At 63.6% G+C, this 16,238-nt stretch carries 13 protein-coding genes; 3 read left to right on the top strand and 10 right to left on the bottom strand.

The annotated features are described in order from the left end of the window. Positions 1-69: 69 nt before the first annotated feature. Complete coding sequence (locus G8E10_RS21495; protein ID WP_343289841.1) at positions 70-1,101, top strand: HWE histidine kinase domain-containing protein; 1,032 nt, start codon at positions 70-72, stop codon at positions 1,099-1,101. Between the two features lie 305 nt (positions 1,102-1,406). On the opposite strand, the gene G8E10_RS21490 is transcribed toward G8E10_RS21495, so the two are convergent. The 9 genes from G8E10_RS21490 to G8E10_RS21450 form a co-directional block, all read right to left on the bottom strand. Beyond that, positions 1,407-2,984: an FGGY-family carbohydrate kinase gene (locus tag G8E10_RS21490; RefSeq protein WP_167130617.1), complete on the bottom strand. Its 1,578-nt coding sequence runs from the start codon at positions 2,982-2,984 to the stop codon at positions 1,407-1,409. A 115-nt stretch (positions 2,985-3,099) separates the two neighbouring features. Further along, positions 3,100-3,789: an HAD family hydrolase gene (locus tag G8E10_RS21485; protein ID WP_167130616.1), complete on the bottom strand. Its 690-nt coding sequence runs from the start codon at positions 3,787-3,789 to the stop codon at positions 3,100-3,102. A gap of 7 nt (positions 3,790-3,796) precedes the next feature. Further along, entirely contained in the window at positions 3,797-5,281 is a 1,485-nt protein-coding gene (locus G8E10_RS21480) for a mannitol dehydrogenase family protein (RefSeq protein WP_167130615.1), read from the bottom strand. Between the two features lie 49 nt (positions 5,282-5,330). Then, positions 5,331-6,104 (bottom strand): L-iditol 2-dehydrogenase, encoded by a 774-nt coding sequence (locus G8E10_RS21475; RefSeq protein ID WP_132447739.1) that lies wholly within the window; start codon positions 6,102-6,104, stop codon positions 5,331-5,333. After that, on the bottom strand, positions 6,101-7,102 hold the full coding sequence (locus tag G8E10_RS21470; protein WP_110801779.1) for an ABC transporter ATP-binding protein: 1,002 nt from the start codon (positions 7,100-7,102) through the stop codon (positions 6,101-6,103). The genes G8E10_RS21475 and G8E10_RS21470 overlap by 4 nt, the downstream gene beginning before the upstream one ends. A gap of 45 nt (positions 7,103-7,147) precedes the next feature. Then, positions 7,148-7,972, bottom strand: a complete 825-nt coding sequence (locus tag G8E10_RS21465) for a carbohydrate ABC transporter permease (protein ID WP_110728447.1) — start codon at positions 7,970-7,972, stop codon at positions 7,148-7,150. A gap of 13 nt (positions 7,973-7,985) precedes the next feature. Then, on the bottom strand, positions 7,986-8,858 hold the full coding sequence (locus G8E10_RS21460) for a carbohydrate ABC transporter permease (protein ID WP_110733778.1): 873 nt from the start codon (positions 8,856-8,858) through the stop codon (positions 7,986-7,988). 265 nt (positions 8,859-9,123) lie between these two features. Beyond that, a complete protein-coding gene (locus G8E10_RS21455) occupies positions 9,124-10,446 on the bottom strand; it encodes an ABC transporter substrate-binding protein (RefSeq protein WP_110728449.1) in 1,323 nt (440 codons plus the stop codon). Between the two features lie 149 nt (positions 10,447-10,595). Further along, a complete protein-coding gene (locus tag G8E10_RS21450; RefSeq protein WP_167130614.1) occupies positions 10,596-11,549 on the bottom strand; it encodes a sugar-binding transcriptional regulator in 954 nt (317 codons plus the stop codon). A gap of 177 nt (positions 11,550-11,726) precedes the next feature. Here G8E10_RS21450 and G8E10_RS21445 point away from each other — a divergent pair, with 177 nt between their 5' ends. Beyond that, the gene (locus G8E10_RS21445) at positions 11,727-13,091 is read left to right on the top strand and encodes an NAD(P)-dependent oxidoreductase (RefSeq protein ID WP_167130613.1); all 1,365 of its coding nucleotides are present in this window, start codon (positions 11,727-11,729) and stop codon (positions 13,089-13,091) included. A 12-nt stretch (positions 13,092-13,103) separates the two neighbouring features. Then, positions 13,104-14,417 (top strand): NAD-dependent dihydropyrimidine dehydrogenase subunit PreA, encoded by a 1,314-nt coding sequence (gene preA, locus G8E10_RS21440; protein ID WP_167130612.1) that lies wholly within the window; start codon positions 13,104-13,106, stop codon positions 14,415-14,417. A gap of 78 nt (positions 14,418-14,495) precedes the next feature. On the opposite strand, the gene mqo is transcribed toward preA, so the two are convergent. Continuing rightward, entirely contained in the window at positions 14,496-16,199 is a 1,704-nt protein-coding gene (mqo, locus tag G8E10_RS21435; protein ID WP_167130611.1) for a malate dehydrogenase (quinone), read from the bottom strand. Between the last annotated feature and the right edge of the window lie 39 nt (positions 16,200-16,238).

The raw sequence follows: 16,238 nt of genomic DNA, 5'->3' as shown, positions 1-16,238 counted from the left end.
AACGGACCCGGCTTTGCCTCGTTAACGCGTCAGCCGCCCCGTATTGTAGTGAATGAAGAGGCATCCCGCGTGACCAGCGCAAGCAGTTCAACATCTCCAGCCGGCAAGATCAACGCCGCCGAAGCTGGAGAGAGTATCGGACTGCTCGACCGCGTCGTGAAGAAAACCGGCGCAGGTTACATCTTCCAGTCCGAAGCTCTCGACGTTCTTCTTTCCGGCAATCTGCCCGACCGACTGAGCGGCCTTCTCTCCGAAAACGGCGACATCGGCGTTCTCGGCGATGAGGACGGCAACCGGTTGCTGGCTCTGAAGAGAACCGTCTTCGAGACCGCCGAAGACGACTGCATGGAGGTCGAACTTCCCTCCCCCGCAGGCCTGATGACCTTCCGGATCGATCTGGAGCGGATCACCGCACACGGCACGGATGGCATTCTCTCGGTCATCACCGACATATCGGAAACCCGTCACCGGGAGCGCGTTCTGAAGACCCTTCTTCGCGAACTCAGCCACCGGTCCAAGAACCTGCTCGCCATCATTCAGGGTATCGCCACCCAGACGGCGCGTCAGGCGCTTTCGCTCGAAAGTTTCATGGTCAAGTTCCGTGGGCGCATCCAGTCGCTGGCCTATTCGCAGGATCTCGTGACCGACTCCAGCTGGCGGGGCGCGTTCCTTTTCGCGCTGGCCGAAAAGCAGTTCGCCGCCTATTGGTCGGAACCCCGCATGCCGATCGTTGCCACCGGCATCAATGCGCATCTTTCGCCCAATGCCGCGCTCCACATCGGCCTCGCGCTGCACGAGCTCATCGTCAATTCCGCCTCGCACGGCGCCATCGCCGCCGGCGTGAATTCGCTGACGCTCGACTGTTTCGAGACGGTTTTCAACGACAAGCCCGCTCTTGAGCTCGCCTGGATCGAACATCTTCCGGAGGCGGACCACACGCGTGACCACGATGAGCCGAGCTTCGCCCGGACCGTGCTCGAACGCGTCGTGCCCATCGCCGTGGCCGGAAAGGCCCTCTATATCACCTCTGCCGACCGGATCGAATATCACCTGACGATCCCCGCGCATGAATACGAGATCCTCACCCCCGTCGAGGATTAGACGGGCCTTCATACGATCTGGATATCGCAACTGTGCTTTCGATGACGTAGCGGCGCGGCGATGTGATTTTTCTGAAGCTGAAAAAGAAACAGCCAGTGCCGGGGGGAGGCACTGGCTGTATTCGACAACTCACCGAGGGGGCATGTGAGTTGGAAGCCGGATATTCTTGGGTGGTTCTCATTGGGGGCGATGAGAACCATGGTCCGGACATCCAATAAACACGCCGTCCAGACATTGGTTCCCCGGCTCCACATCTTTTTTGAAAATTTTCTGCGACGCCGGAAAAGCACGCGCTGGTGAGGCTTTCAGTCGGCCTCCAGCTCTGCCCGGTGGCGGTACAGGCTGAGGAATTTTTCGTAGTCGCGGTCGTAGATAGCCTTCATCGCCGGGTCGGGCTGGCGCGCGAAACCGCCCGGGCTCATCGCCATGCCGGCGTCCGCCAGATCCGCGTGGACGCCGCCAGCAACGGAGGCCACCATCGCCGTTCCCAGGAGCACCGCATCCGTGGTTTCCGGCACAACGACACGGCATCCCGTCGCATCGCTGTAGAGGTCCATGAGCAGCGGGTTGCGCACATGACCACCGGTCACATGCAGCGTATCCACGTGATAGCCGGCATCCTTCATCATCGCGAGGATATGGCGCACGCCGAGCGCGATGGCGACGCAGGTCCGCCAGTAGAGCCGGCAGAGGGCGTCGAAAGAACTGTCGAGCGTGAGACCGGAGATGACCCCGCGCGCATGCGGGTCGGCAAGCGGCGAGCGGTTGCCGTGAAAATCCGGCAGCACGTGCAGCCGCGCAGCGAAGTCCGTGCCGTAGGCCGCACGCAGTTCCTGGATGCGGAGCACGATCCGCGCATGGATTTCCGCGTCCGGCTCGCCGCCGGCACTGTGGCTGCGCACCACATGGTCGAGCAAAGCCCCGGTCGCCGACTGCCCGCCTTCGATCAGCCATTGCCCGGGAAAACCGGCCTCGTAATAGGGGCCCCACATGCCGAAGCCGGGGCGCATCTCGCGGGAGAACGCGACAACGCAGCTCGACGTACCCGCAATGAGCGCCAGTTGCCGCTCCAACACCTCCGGCCGGTTCGCGAACTGGCCGAGCACGCCGATCGCCCCGGCATAGGCATCGATGAGACCGGTCGCGACCCGGCAGGCCTCGTGAAGCCCGAGATCGGCCGCCGCCTCCGCCGTGAGCACGCCGATCGGGGACCCGACCGGCGAAGCCTCGGCCTGAAGGCTGCCGCGCTCCAGAAGATCGTCGAGGCCGATCGCATCGAGAAAATCCGGCTGCCAGCCGCCGGCATGGCTCAGATAATTCCACTTCGCCGTCAGCGTGCAGCGCGACCGCATGGTGCTGCCCGTCGCCCGCCATGACATGAAATCCGCGAGATCGAAGAGATAGCCGATCCGCTCCCACTGCTCCGGCAGGGTCTGCTTCAGCCAGAGGAGCTTCGGCATCTGCATTTCCGGCGACATGACGCTGCCGGAATGCTGGAGCACCGGATGCTTCGTCGCGGTGCACACGTCCGCCTGCGCCAGCGCACGGTGGTCGAGCCAGACGATCGTATCCCAGCGCGGATCGCCCTTGCGGTTGACCGACAGCGGCGCACCGTCATGATCGCGCACGACGAGCGAGCATGTCGCATCGAAGCCGATGGCGGAGATGGCCTCGGCCGGAACGCCCGCCTTGGCACGCGCCGTCTTCACCGCAATGCAGACGGCCGACCAGATATTCTCGGAATCATGCTCGGCGTGGTTCTCCTCAGGTCGGTTCATGAGGATCGGATAATCCGCCCGCGCCAGAAGGCTACCGGCGGCATCGAAGATCCCCGCCCGCGCGCTGCCAGTGCCGATATCCACTGCGACGATCAGATCGCCCATGTCGCACCCGTCATGTCACGCATGGTCGGCCAGGCTCCGGACAACGAACAGGCGCCCGGCGCTGTCCGAGGGCTCGCCGGTTTCGCAAGGTCGATGCTGGAAGCGATGCGGTGCGTCAGCCTGGGTGTCCATCCCGCTTTTGTTCTTTGGCCACAAGATGGATGAGTTCGCGCATATCGTCAAACACCGCATCCGGCTGAAGCGCGCGAATGGCACCGAGATGCCGCTCGGTGCGGGCATGCGAGGCGCCCGTGAAGGCGAAGACGCGCATGCCGGCAGCTTTCGCCGCGACGATGCCGGCCGGGCTATCCTCGATGACGATGCACTTGTCCGTCGCCACGCCCATTACCCCGGCTGCATGCAGGAAGAGGTCGGGGGCCGGCTTGCCGTTGGTGACCATGGTCGCGCTGAAGATATGCGGGTCCAGCCGGTCGATGAGCCCGGTGATGGTCAGCGACAGGCGGATGCGCTCCATCTGGCTCGACGACGCGACGCAGCGCGGCACATCCAGATGGTCGAGAACACCGGCGATCCCGGCGATCGGCTGCAGCTCCGTTTCGAACCGGTGATAAAGGTCGCGCCGCATGTCTTCGAGAAATGGCTCGTCCACCTGCAGCCCGAAGTCGTCGTGCAGGATCTTCGTCATCGTCATCAGGCTCTTGCCGAGAAACCGCTCGGTGGCCTCGTCGGCGTCCATCTCGACGCCGGCGGTGCGCAGCACCCGCACCAGCACATCGATCGACAAGGGCTCGCTGTCGACCAGCACGCCATCGCAATCGAAGATGACAAGTTCGGGTGCGGCCATGATGATCTTACTCCGTCAGTTTTCCGTCGAGATACAGCTGCAGCGTCTGGCGCGTGCCCTGCTCCCATAGCGTCTTTAAGGCATGAGTAAAACGCTTGGCGAAAAGTTCCGACTGCGCGACCTCGCCGAAGATGTCCGAAAGCGCCAGAAACGCCATCGGATCGTCCTTCGCGTTCACCGCCGCTTCATGCAGCCGGTCGGCACTGGCGTCGTTGAAGGTGACGGCCGCACCGCTGTCGGTCGTGCCCGCAAAGTAGCGGCACCAGAGGGCGGAGACCAGCGCGAGCCCGACGACGTCGAGACCCTGGCGCAGGCGATCGCCCGTCGAGGGCAGGATGAACTTCGGCTGACGGTTCGACCCATCCTGCGCGAGACGGGGAATGGTATCGCCGATCTTCGGGTTGAAGAGACGCGTCTCGACCTGCTTGTAATAGGCCTTGAGATCGGTCTCCGGCACGGGCGGCACGATCGGGATGATCTCGTCATGCTCGAGCTTTTCGAGGAACGCCTGGATGATCGGCTCCTCCATCGCATCATGCACGAAGTGAATGTCGAGCAGCGCCGCGGGATAGGCGATCGCCGCATGTCCGCCATTGAGAATGCGGATCTTCATGAGCTCGTAGGGCGCGACGTCGGCCACGAACTGGACGCCGACCGTTTCGAGCGCGGGCCGGCCGGCGGGAAAATGATCCTCCAGCACCCACTGCTTGAACTCCTCGCAGAACACCGGCCAGGCATCGTCGATGCCATAATCATCGGCGGCGATCCCGATTTCGCGCGGACCCGTCGCCGGCGTGATCCGGTCGACCATGCCGTTCGGGAAGGCGACATTGGCGTCGATCCAGTCGGCAAGCCCTGCGTCCGACAGGCGGGCAAGACCGGAGACGGCGGCATGCGTGACTTCGCCATTGCCGGGAATGTTGTCGCAGGACATGACCGTGAAGGGCTGAATGCCCTTCTCCCGCCGCGCCTTGAGCCCGGCGATAACAAGGCCGAACACCGTTTTCGGTGCATCCGGGTTTTCCGCGTCGGCGACAATGGCCGGATGCTGCGGGTTGAAGTGGCCGGATGCCGGATCGATGAAGTAACCGCCTTCGGTGATGGTCAACGAGACGATGCGGATCGCGGGATCGGCAAGCCGCGCGATGGTGTCGGTCGGGTTGCCCGGCGCGAGGTAGTCGATCATCGGGCCGGTGACGCGGGCAGCGGACCTGTTGTTGTCCTGCTCGACCACGGTGGTCAGATAATCCTGACCGGCCAGCTTGTCGCGCATGGCGGCATCCGACGGTAGCACACCCGCACCGACGATCGCCCAGTCGAGATCGCGGCCCGTGTTGAACAGATCGTCGAGATAGACGGCCTGATGGGCGCGGTGGAAATTGCCGACGCCGAAATGGACGATCCCGGCGCTCAGCGCGGATCGCTCGAAAGCCGGAACGGTCGCCGTGGCCTTGATGGCGTCGAGGTTTGCAAGCGAAAGCTTGGTGGTCATGGTGTTACCCTTTTCGGAAAGCGGCTTGGAAGTTGAGCGGGCCTCGGCCTCAGCTCATCCAGTTTCCGCCGTCGACATTGTAGGTCTGGGAGACGATGTAGTCGCTGTCCTTTGACGCGAGGAACACGGCCATGCCGGTCAGGTCCTGCGCGGTTCCCATGCGCCCGAAAGGCACTTCCGCGCCGACGAGCTTCTTCTTTTCGCCGAGCGGCCGGTTCTCGTATTTCGCGAACATCGCGTCCACACCGTCCCAGTGCTCGCCGTCCACGACGCCGGGGGCGATCGCGTTGACGTTGATCCCGTGCGGGATGAGGTTGAGGCCCGCCGACTGGGTCAGGCTGATGACCGCCGCCTTGGTCGCGCAATAGACCGCAACCAGCGCTTCGCCGCGCCGTCCGGCCTGGCTCGCCATATTGATGATCTTGCCGCCGCGCCCCTGCGCGATCATCTGCTTCGCGGCCGCCTGCAGCGTAAAGAGCGCGCCGGAAACGTTGATCGCAAACAGCCGGTCGTAGCTCTCGCGGGTGATCTCGGTGATCGGCGCAAGGTCGAACAGAGCCGCATTGTTGACAAGGATGTCGAGCCCGCCGGCCTTCTCGACGACGGTCGCAATCGCCGCATCGATGGAGGCCTGCTGCGTCACGTCCATTTCCACAGGATAGGCCTGCGGCCCCAGCTCGGCTGCCGTCTCGGTGGCGCGCGCGAGGTTGATGTCGGCAATCGCGACCGTTGCACCCTCGGCAATGTAGGCTTCCGCGAATGCGCGGCCGATGCCCCGGGCCGAACCCGTGATCAGCGCGCTTTTTCCTTCAAGACGTTTCATCGGATCGCCATGCCCTTCTCGTTGAACTTATGGATGCGCGCCTCGTCGGGCGTGAGATAGACGGTGTCGCCGTGGTGCACGGGCACATCGCCCGCGATGCGCGCGGTCACCTGACCGATGCCTTCGACCTGAATATGGAGGAACGTGTCGGCGCCGAGATGTTCGGCGACGCTGACCTTGCCCGTCCACGTGCCGCTCTCGCGCGAGAGCTTGAGGTGCTCGGGCCGCACGCCGATCGTGTGGGCGTCGTAGCCGCTTGCAAAGGTGCCGGTCGCGAAGTTCATGCGGGGCGAGCCGATGAAGCCGGCGACGAAGAGGTTGTTCGGCTTGTGGTAGAGATCGAGCGGCGAGCCGACCTGCTCGATATTGCCGGCGTTCAGCACCACGATCTTGTCGGCCATGGTCATGGCCTCCACCTGGTCATGGGTGACGTAGATCATCGTGGTCTTCAGCTGGTTGTGCAGTTCGCTGATTTCCAGCCGCATCGTGCCGCGCAGCGCCGCATCGAGGTTGGAGAGCGGCTCGTCGAAGAGGAAGGCGGAGGGCTCGCGCACGATGGCCCGGCCGATGGCGACGCGCTGGCGCTGACCGCCCGAAAGCTGGCCCGGCCGGCGGTCGAGATAGTCGGTGAGATTGAGGACGCGGGCGGCCTCGGTCACCTTCTTGTCGACTGCAGCCTGCTCCATCTTCGCCATCTTCAGCGGGAAGGCGATATTATTGCGCACCGTCATGTGCGGATAGAGCGCGTAGGACTGGAACACCATGGCGAGGCCGCGCTTGGCGGGCGCCTCATTGGTGACGTCGCGGCCGTCGATCTCGATATGGCCGGAGGTTGCGTCCTCGAGCCCTGCGATGATCCGCAGCAGCGTGGACTTGCCGCAGCCCGACGGCCCGACGAAGACCACGAACTCGCCGTCCTTGATTTCGAGATCGATGCCCGGAATGACCGTCGTGGCGGCGAAACTCTTCGAGACGTTCTTCAGACGTATATTGCCCATGGTGCGCGCTCCCGCTCGTCTTGTCGTTATATCTTTGTTGAACTGCTACTTCACGGCGCCGAATGTCAGGCCGCGCACAAGCTGCTTCTGGCTGAACCAGCCCATGATCAGGATCGGCGCGATGGCGAGCGTCGAGGCTGCCGAAAGCTTTGCCCAGAACAGGCCCTGAGGCGACGAGAACGAGGCGATGAAGGCCGTCAGCGGTGCTGCGTTCGTGGTCGTCAGGCGGATCGTCCAGAAGGCTTCGTTCCAGGCGAGGATGATGTTGAGCAGCATGGTGGAGGCGATGCCCGGCACCGCCATCGGGGTCAGGACGTAGACGATCTCGCCCCACAGCGACGCCCCGTCCATGCGGGCGGCTTCGAGGATCTCGCCCGGAATTTCCCGGAAGTAGGTGTAGAGCATCCAGACGACGATCGGCAGGTTGATCATGGTCAGCATGATGGTGAGACCGAACCGGCTGTCGAGCAGGCCGAAGTCGCGGAACAGAAGGTAGATCGGCACCATGACGGCGGCCGCCGGCATCATCTTGGTGGAGAGCATCCACATCAGGACGTCCTTGGTCCGCGGCGTCGGCGAAAACGCCATCGCCCAAGCGGCAGGCACCGAGATCAGCAGCGCCAGAAACGTCGAGCCGACAGAGATGATCACCGAGTTCAGGAAGAACTTGAAGTAGTTGCTCTGCGCCTGCACGGCCGCATAGCTCTCGACGGTGCCGGATGGGATCAGGTTGAAGCCCTGGATCGCCTCGGTCTCGGATTTGAACGAGGTGATGATCGTGTAGAGGATCGGGAAGAAGATCACCAGAGCCACGATCCAGGCGAGCACGGTGAAGAAGACGGTCCTGCGGGTTGAAACGGCGCGTGCCATGGTCTTGATCTCCCTACTTGTCGAGGTTCTTGCCAACGGCGCGCATCAGGAAGAAGGCGACGATGTTGGCGAGGATGACGGCGATGATGCCCCCGGCGGATGCACCGCCGACGTCGTAGCCGAGAAGGGCCGTGCGATAGATCAGGAACGGCAGGTTGGTCGAGGCATAGCCCGGGCCGCCATTGGTGGTGACGAGGATTTCCGCGTAGACGCCGAGCAGAAAGATCGTCTGGATGAGAATGACGACGGTGATCGAGCGGGCGAGATGCGGCACGGTCAGGTAGATGAACCGGTTGAAGAAGTTCGCCCCGTCCATCTCGGCCGCTTCCTTCTGCTCGCCATCGAGCGATTGCAGGGCTGTGAGCAGGATAAGCGTCGCGAACGGCAGCCACTGCCAGGCGACGATGATGACGATGGAGAGCAGCGGATACTGGCCGAACCAGTCGACCGGCTGCACACCGAAGAAGCGGCTGATATCGGCAAACACCCCGTATTGCGGGTGCATGATCATGTTCTTCCAGACGAGTGCGGCCACCGGCGGCATGACGAAGAACGGGGAGATGACCAGGATACGCACGATCCCCTGCCCCCAGACCGGCTGGTCGAGCATCAACGCGATCGCGATGCCGCCGATAACGGTGATGGCGAGAACGCCGACGACGATCACCAGCGTATTCCAGATCGACTGGAAGAAGGCGGGATCGCTGTAGAAATACTGATAGTTGAACAGGCCGGCGAAGCTGACATTGCCCGGATTGAGCAGATTGTAATTCTGGAACGAGAACCAGAGCGTCATTGCCAGCGGCACGATCATCCAGATCAGCAGCAGCCCGACGGACGGCGCCATCATGATCCGGGCAAGGCCTCGGGTATTCTGCGTTGCCATGGATAGACCCTCCCTCTGGTGTCGCCGGCTCTGACTTCCGCGAAGTTGGAAGGGGCGGCTTTTTGTTGTGTGGGTTGTGTGGTGCGGTGCGCGGGGCTGGCCCCTCATCCGCCTGCCGGCACCTTCTCCCCGCTTGGGCGGGGCGAAGGGCACTCGGAGTTACCGTGTGGCACGTCCCCTCTCCCCGCGAGCGGGGAGAGGGCTAGGGTGAGGGGCGACCCACGCATAACGCGTGAGGGGCAGCCCCACCCGTCAAGCTACAAGCTTACTTGATATACCCGCCACGCGTCATTTCGCGCGTCGTTGCCGTCTGTGCCTGCGCCAGCGCATCGTCCACCGACATCTGGCCGGCAAGCGCTGCCGAGAACAGCTGGCCGACCGTTGTGCCGAGGCTCTGGAACTCCGGAATGGCCACGAACTGGACACCGACATAAGGAACCGGCTTCGTCGAAGGGTTCTTCGGATCGGCCGCGTTTATGCTCTCGAGCGTCATCTTGGCGAAGGGAGCCGCCTTCTGGTAGTCGGCATTGGCGTAGAGCGAGGAGCGCGTGCCCGGGGGAACGTTGGCCCAGCCTTCCTTGGCAGCGACGAGGTCGAGATAGTGCTTGCTGGTTGCCCAGGAAACGAACTTCTCGGCCGCTTCGGCCTTCTGCGTGCCGGCGGGGATGGCGAGGTTCCAGGCCCAGAGCCAGTTGCCGCGCTTGCCGAGGCCCGTATCGGGCGCCAGTGCGAAGCCGACCTTGTCGGCGACGGTGGAGTCCTTCGGGTTGGTCACGAAGGATGCCGCGACCGTGGCGTCGATCCACATGCCGCACTTGCCCTGCTGGAACAGCGCCAGGTTCTCGTTGAAGCCGTTGGACGAAGCACCCTGCGGGCCGGCATCGTTCATCAGCTTGACGTACATCTCAAGCGTGTTCTTCCACTCGGGCTGGTCGAACTGCGGCTTCCAGTTCTCGTCGAACCAGCGTGCGCCGAAGGCGTTCGAGGTCGCCGTCAGGAACGCCATGTTCTCGCCCCAGCCGGCCTTGCCGCGAAGGCAGATGCCGTTGATGCCGTTGGCGCGGTCGGTCATCTTGCGGGCTGCGTCGTTGATGAAGTCCCAGGTCGGCGCGTCGGGCATGGTGAGCCCGGCCTTCTCGATCAGGTCCTTGCGGTACATGACCATGGAGCTTTCGCCGTAGAACGGTGCGGCATAGAGCTTGCCGTCGGCCGTGAGGCCCGAGCGGATGGCCGGCAGCAGGTCGTCGACATCGTAGTCGGCACCGAGATTGTCGAGCGGCAGGAGCCAGTTCTGCTTGGCCCAGATCGGAACCTCGTAGGTGCCGATGGTCAGGACGTCGTACTGGCCGCCCTTCGTGGCGATGTCGGTCGTGACGCGTTCCCGCAGGACGTTTTCTTCCAGCGTCACCCATTCGAGCTGGATGTCGGGATTGGCCTTGGTGAAATCGTCGGTGAGTGTCTGCATCCGGACCATGTCGCCATTGTTCACCGTTGCGATGGTGAGGGTCTCGGCCTGAGCCAGACCGCCGGAAACGGCTGCAATGACGAGTGCCGAGCAAGCGCCCAGCAGAGATGTCTTCAAATTCATGATCTTCCTCCCAGAAGAGTAATGAGCATTTGCCTCGCTCACGGGCAATTACTCATTTTCAGGGTGGACTTGTCAATCGCATTCGATGCTGCAGCGCCGAACACACCGTTAAGTCATCGGAAGGACTGACAATTTTTTGACATATTTGCTCAGGGAACGAGCAGATATTCGGCCGTTTCCTCGTCGGTGATCACGCCGTTGATGAGTCCGCCGCGCAACGCCGCACGCAATGCAAGGTACTTGCGACGGCCCTTGGCCATGCCGATCAGGGTCGCCGTCTCGCGCGATGGCAGGGGCACGCTGGCCACCCGCTTGTTGATGTCGCCGGATATGAGCTGCCCGTCGCCATCGAACATCCAGCCGCAGATCTCGCCCGCCGCTCCCTGCTCCACCAGTTGCGCCATCTCGTCATGGGCGAGGAACCCGTCCTGGCAGAGGGGTGCATCGGTTCCGACTTCGCCGATGCCGACAAAGGCGATATCCGCCTGCGTGCCGAGGCTGAGCGCCGATTGCACGAGGATCTGCTTGTGCAGCACCTCGCGCTCTTCGGCCGAGGACACGATGACCGGCAAGGGCATGGGAAAATGCCGCGCCTTCACCGCGTCGGCCATGGAAAAGATAACGTTGTAATAGGCCGCCGACCCGTCGACGCCGATATTGCCGGTGAGCGAGACGATGCGGTGCTGCGGACAATCCATCGCCGGCAGCTGGTCGATGGCCGCCTTCAGCGTCCGCCCGGTCCCGATCGCCATGATGATCGGATCACTCGATTTCAGCCAGCGCTCGATCTCGGCCGCCCCCGCCTCGGCGATCCCGACAGTGGTGGAGGACGAGGTCGGATCGCTCGGCACCACCTCCGCCTGCCGCAACCCGTAGCGTTCCTTCAGCCGCAGGCCAAGCTCCATGCAGGCGGCGATCGGGTGGTCGAGCCGGACCTTGATCAGGCGCTCGGCCATGGCAAGCGACACGAGGCGCTGGGCCGACTGGCGCGAAATACCCATCTGTCCGGCGATCTCGTCCTGCGTCCGTCCGGCGACATAATAGAGCCAGCCGGCGCGTGCCGCATCGTCGAGCCGTGCATTCGCTTCCGGTCTGCGTGCCATGTCATGCCTCTCCCAAGGTCCAGCGGGAACCCGAAGTGCTGACACCTTTTGGCCAGACCTGTCAATCGACCCGTCCGCTCAGGGAATACCGAAGGGCGGCTCGAAATTTTACCTTTTGATCAAGAAATTTTCCATGTTAGCCTTCGCTGATCGTGCGGTTGCCATTGGGAGGAAAACATGGGAACGACGGACTCCGGAATGATCGGCGGGCGGCTGACGCCCGGCCAATATGAGGCGAATTTCGCGGATCTGCATCCGCGCCTGGACGAGCACGAGGCGCTCGTCGCATCCGACCGCTGCTACTTCTGCTACGACGCGCCCTGCATGACGGCCTGTCCCACCTCCATCGACATTCCCCTCTTCATCCGGCAGATCGCGACGGGCAATCCGATCGGCTCGGCCAAGACGATCTTCGACCAGAACATTCTCGGCGGCATATGCGCCCGGGTCTGTCCCACCGAAACGCTGTGCGAGGAGGCCTGCGTCCGCATGGAGGCGGAGGGTCGCCCGGTCGCGATCGGCCGGCTCCAGCGCTTCGCCACCGACATCGCCATGGCCGAAGGCCGCCAGTTCTATGAGCGCGCCCCTTCGACCGGCAAGACCGTGGCCGTCGTCGGCGCAGGCCCCGCGGGCCTTGCCTGCGCCCATCGCCTCGCCGTCAACGGCCATGACGTCGTGGTCTACGACGCCCGCGAAAAGGCCGGCGGTCTGAACGAATACGGTATCGCCACCTACAAAGCGACGGACGACTTCGCACAGAAGGAGGTGGATTACGTGCTTGCCATCGGCGGCATCGAGATCCGAAACCGTCAAATGCTCGGTCGCGACATCACGCTCGCCGATCTCCTCGCTCGTCATGATGCCGTCTTTCTCGGCATGGGCCTCACCGGCGTCAACGCGCTGCGCATGGAAGGCGAAGCGGCCGAAGGCGTCGGGGATGCCATCGACTTCATCGCGGCCCTGCGGCAATCCACAGGCAAAACCGACATCCCCGTCGGTCGCCGCGTTGTCGTCATCGGCGGCGGCATGACCGCGATCGATGCGGCGGTGCAGGCAAAGCTGCTGGGCGCCGAGGAGGTGACCATCTGCTACCGCCGCGGACGCGAGCACATGAATGCGTCGCCTTACGAGCAGGATCTCGCCACGTCGCGCGGCGTCACCATCCGCCACGGGCTGCAACCGCGGCGCATCCTCGTCCGCGAAGACGGCAAGGTCGCCGGCATCGAACTCGACTACACCAACGATGTAGACGGACGTCTGGTCGCCACCGGTGAGACCGGCATTCTTGCGGCCGACCAGATCCTGAAGGCTATCGGCCAGACCCTGGAGGCCGATCCACTTGGCATCGTCGCCCTTCAGTCCGGCCGCATCGTCGTGGATGCGGATGGGCGGACCTCGCTTGATCGCGTCTGGGCCGGCGGGGACTGTCGCCTCGGCGGTGAGGACCTCACCGTGTCGGCCGTTGCTCAAGGCCGCGACGCGGCTGAATCGATCCACCGCACGCTGATGGCCGAGCGCCACCCAGCTGTCGCCGTTGCTTGAGGGAGATGGACCATGGCTGATCTGCGCAACACTTTCGTCGGCATCAAATCCCCCAACCCCTTCTGGCTCGCCTCGGCACCGCCGACCGACAAGGCCTACAATGTCGAGCGGGCCTTCAAGGCCGGCTGGGGCGGCGTCGTCTGGAAGACGCTCGGTGAGGACGGCCCACCGGTCGTCAACGTCAACGGCCCGCGCTACGGCGCGATCTGGGGCGCCGACCGGCGGCTCCTCGGTCTCAACAATATCGAACTGATCACCGATCGCGACCTTTACACCAACCTGCGGGAGATGAAGCAGGTCAAGATGAACTGGCCCGACCGCGCCCTGATCGCCTCGATCATGGTGCCCTGCGAGGAGGAAAGCTGGAAGGCGATCCTGCCGCTTGTGGAGGAGACCGGTGCCGACGGCATCGAGCTCAATTTCGGCTGTCCCCACGGAATGTCGGAGCGCGGCATGGGCGCCGCCGTCGGCCAGGTGCCCGCCTATATCGAGATGGTGGTGCGCTGGTGCAAGCAGTACACCCGCATGCCGGTCATCACCAAGCTGACGCCGAACATCACCGACATCCGCCACCCCGCCCGCGCCGCAAAGGCCGGCGGCACCGACGCCGTGTCGCTGATTAACACCATCAACTCGATCACCTCGGTCAACCTCGACACCTTCGCGCCCGAGCCCTCGATCGACGGCAAGGGCAGCCATGGCGGCTATTGCGGCCCGGCGGTCAAACCAATCGCGCTCAACATGGTCGCCGAGATCGCCCGCGATCCCGAAACCCACGGCCTGCCGATTTCCGGCATCGGCGGCATCACCACATGGCGCGATGCGGCGGAGTTTCTCGTGCTCGGCGCAGGCAACGTGCAGGTCTGCACCGCCGCCATGACCTACGGCTTCAAGATCGTCCAGGAGATGATCACGGGGCTTTCGACCTGGATGGACGCCAAGGGCCACCGGACGCTCAACGACATCACCGGCCGGGCCATTCCCAACGTCTCGGACTGGCAGTATCTCAACCTCAACTATGTCGCCAAGGCCCGGATCGATCAGGATGCCTGCATCAAATGCGGCCGCTGCCACATCGCGTGCGAGGACACCTCGCATCAGGCGATTACGCAGTATGTCGATGGTGTCAGGCATTTCGAGGTGATGGAAGACGAATGCGTCGGCTGCAATCTCTGCGTCAACGTCTGTCCCGTGCAGGACTGCATCACCATGTTCGCCCTGCCCCCGGGCACGCTGGACGAGCGCACCGGCAAGGTGGTCGATCCCGCTTATGCGAACTGGACCACGCACCCGAACAACCCGATGTCACGGCAGGCAGCGGAATAACGAGAGCGCGTCGAACGGATCGTCGCGCTCCAATCATGACCTGCCGCGCGAAACGTCGGCAGGTCTAAGGTCGATAAACTAGAGCGCCATATCCGGTACACGGCGCACGTCGCCGGCCGGAAGAGCGGAAGGCGTCGTTGCGCCGATGGCCGGCGGTGCGATGGCGAGCTGAAGGCGTTCGCTCGTCGCGGCCCAGGCCAGCGCGAGCGCCTGCGGGTCGTCGTTGAGCTTCTTGCCGTAGCTTGGCACCATCGCCTGCACCCTTGCCTGCCATTCCGGCGTCGCCAGACGCTCGGCAAAGACCTTCTTCAGCACGTCCAGCATGATCGGCGCTGCCGTCGAGGCCCCCGGGGATGCCCCCAGAAGAGCCGTGATCGTACCATCTTGCGAGGCAACGATTTCCGTGCCGAGCTTCAGGACGCCGCCCTTCTCAGGATCGCGCTTGATGATCTGCACGCGCTGCCCGGCCTGCCACAAGCGCCAGTCTTCACCCTTGGCCTGCGGGAAATACTCGCGCAGGGCAGCAAGGCGATCCTCGTCGGACATCAGCAGCTGACCGGCGAGATACTGGACGAGACTGAACTCGTTCATGCCCACCTGCAGCATCGGCCAGATATTGTCGAGCGTCACCGAGGCCGGAAGATCGAAGTAGGAACCGTCCTTCAGGAACTTGGTCGAGAAGGTCGCGAAAGGTCCGAACAGCACGACCTGCTTGCCATCCAGCATGCGCGTGTCGAGATGCGGCACCGACATGGGCGGCGCACCGACCGACGCCTGACCGTAGGCCTTCGCCAGATGACGGTTGACGATTTCGGGTTTCTCGCAGACGAGGAACGACCCACCGACGGGGAAGCCGGCATAATCGGCAGCTTCGGGAATGCCCGACATCTGCAGCAGCGGCAAAGCACCGCCGCCGGCCCCGAGGAAGACGAATTTCGCGTTGATCACGCCCTTCTGGGCGCCGGTCCGCGTGTCGGTGTAGCTCACCCGCCAGGTGCCGTCCTCGTTGCGGGTGATCTCCTGCACCTCGCTCGAGGCCGTCAGGCTGAACGTCGGCTGTGTCTTCAGATGCGTCACGTACTGGCGGGTGATCTCGCCGAAGTTCACGTCGGTGCCGAGCGGCGACCACGTGGCGGCCAGCGTCTGCGACCGATCGCGGCCTTCCATCATGATCGGAACCCATGTCGCGATCTCGTCATGGTCGCGCGAGAACTTCATGCCGGAGAACAGCGCGCTGGCCTTCAGCGCCTCGAAGCGCTTCTCCAGGAATTCCGTGTTGTCGTCGCCCCAGACGAAGCTCATATGCGGCGTCGAGTTGATGAAGGAGCGCGGGTCCTTCAGAACGCCACGATCGACCTGATGCGCGAGGAACTGGCGGGAGACCTGGAAGGATTCGTTGATGCCGACGGCGCGGCTGATATCGACGTTTCCGTTCACATCCTTGGGGGTGTAATTGAGTTCTGCGAGCGCGGAATGCCCGGTGCCGGCATTGTTCCAGCCGTTGGAGCTCTCAAGCGCCACATCGTCCAGCCGCTCGATCATCTCGATCGACCACGACGGCTCCAGCTCGTTGATCAGCACGCCGAGCGTGGCGCTCATGATACCGCCGCCGACGAGAAGCACGTCCACCGTCTTTTCGGGCGCAAGAGCCCAGCTGGGAAGCGAGGACAAGGTGAGAGCGGCCGCACCGGTTGCAGCGGATCCAAGAAGTTGCCGACGACTTATGGCCAGATGCTGCGAAGTTCCCGAACGCGGAGCGCCGCTATTCTTTTCACCGGCCATGTCAACCTCACGTCTTGTTAGTCCCCCCGGGATCGCCGT

This window comes from Ferranicluibacter rubi, assembly GCF_011603255.1.
Taxonomy (GTDB): Bacteria; Pseudomonadota; Alphaproteobacteria; order Rhizobiales; family Rhizobiaceae; genus Ferranicluibacter; species Ferranicluibacter rubi.
Note: the sequence above shows the minus strand (reverse complement) of the source record. Positions and strands in the feature narration are given on the sequence as shown.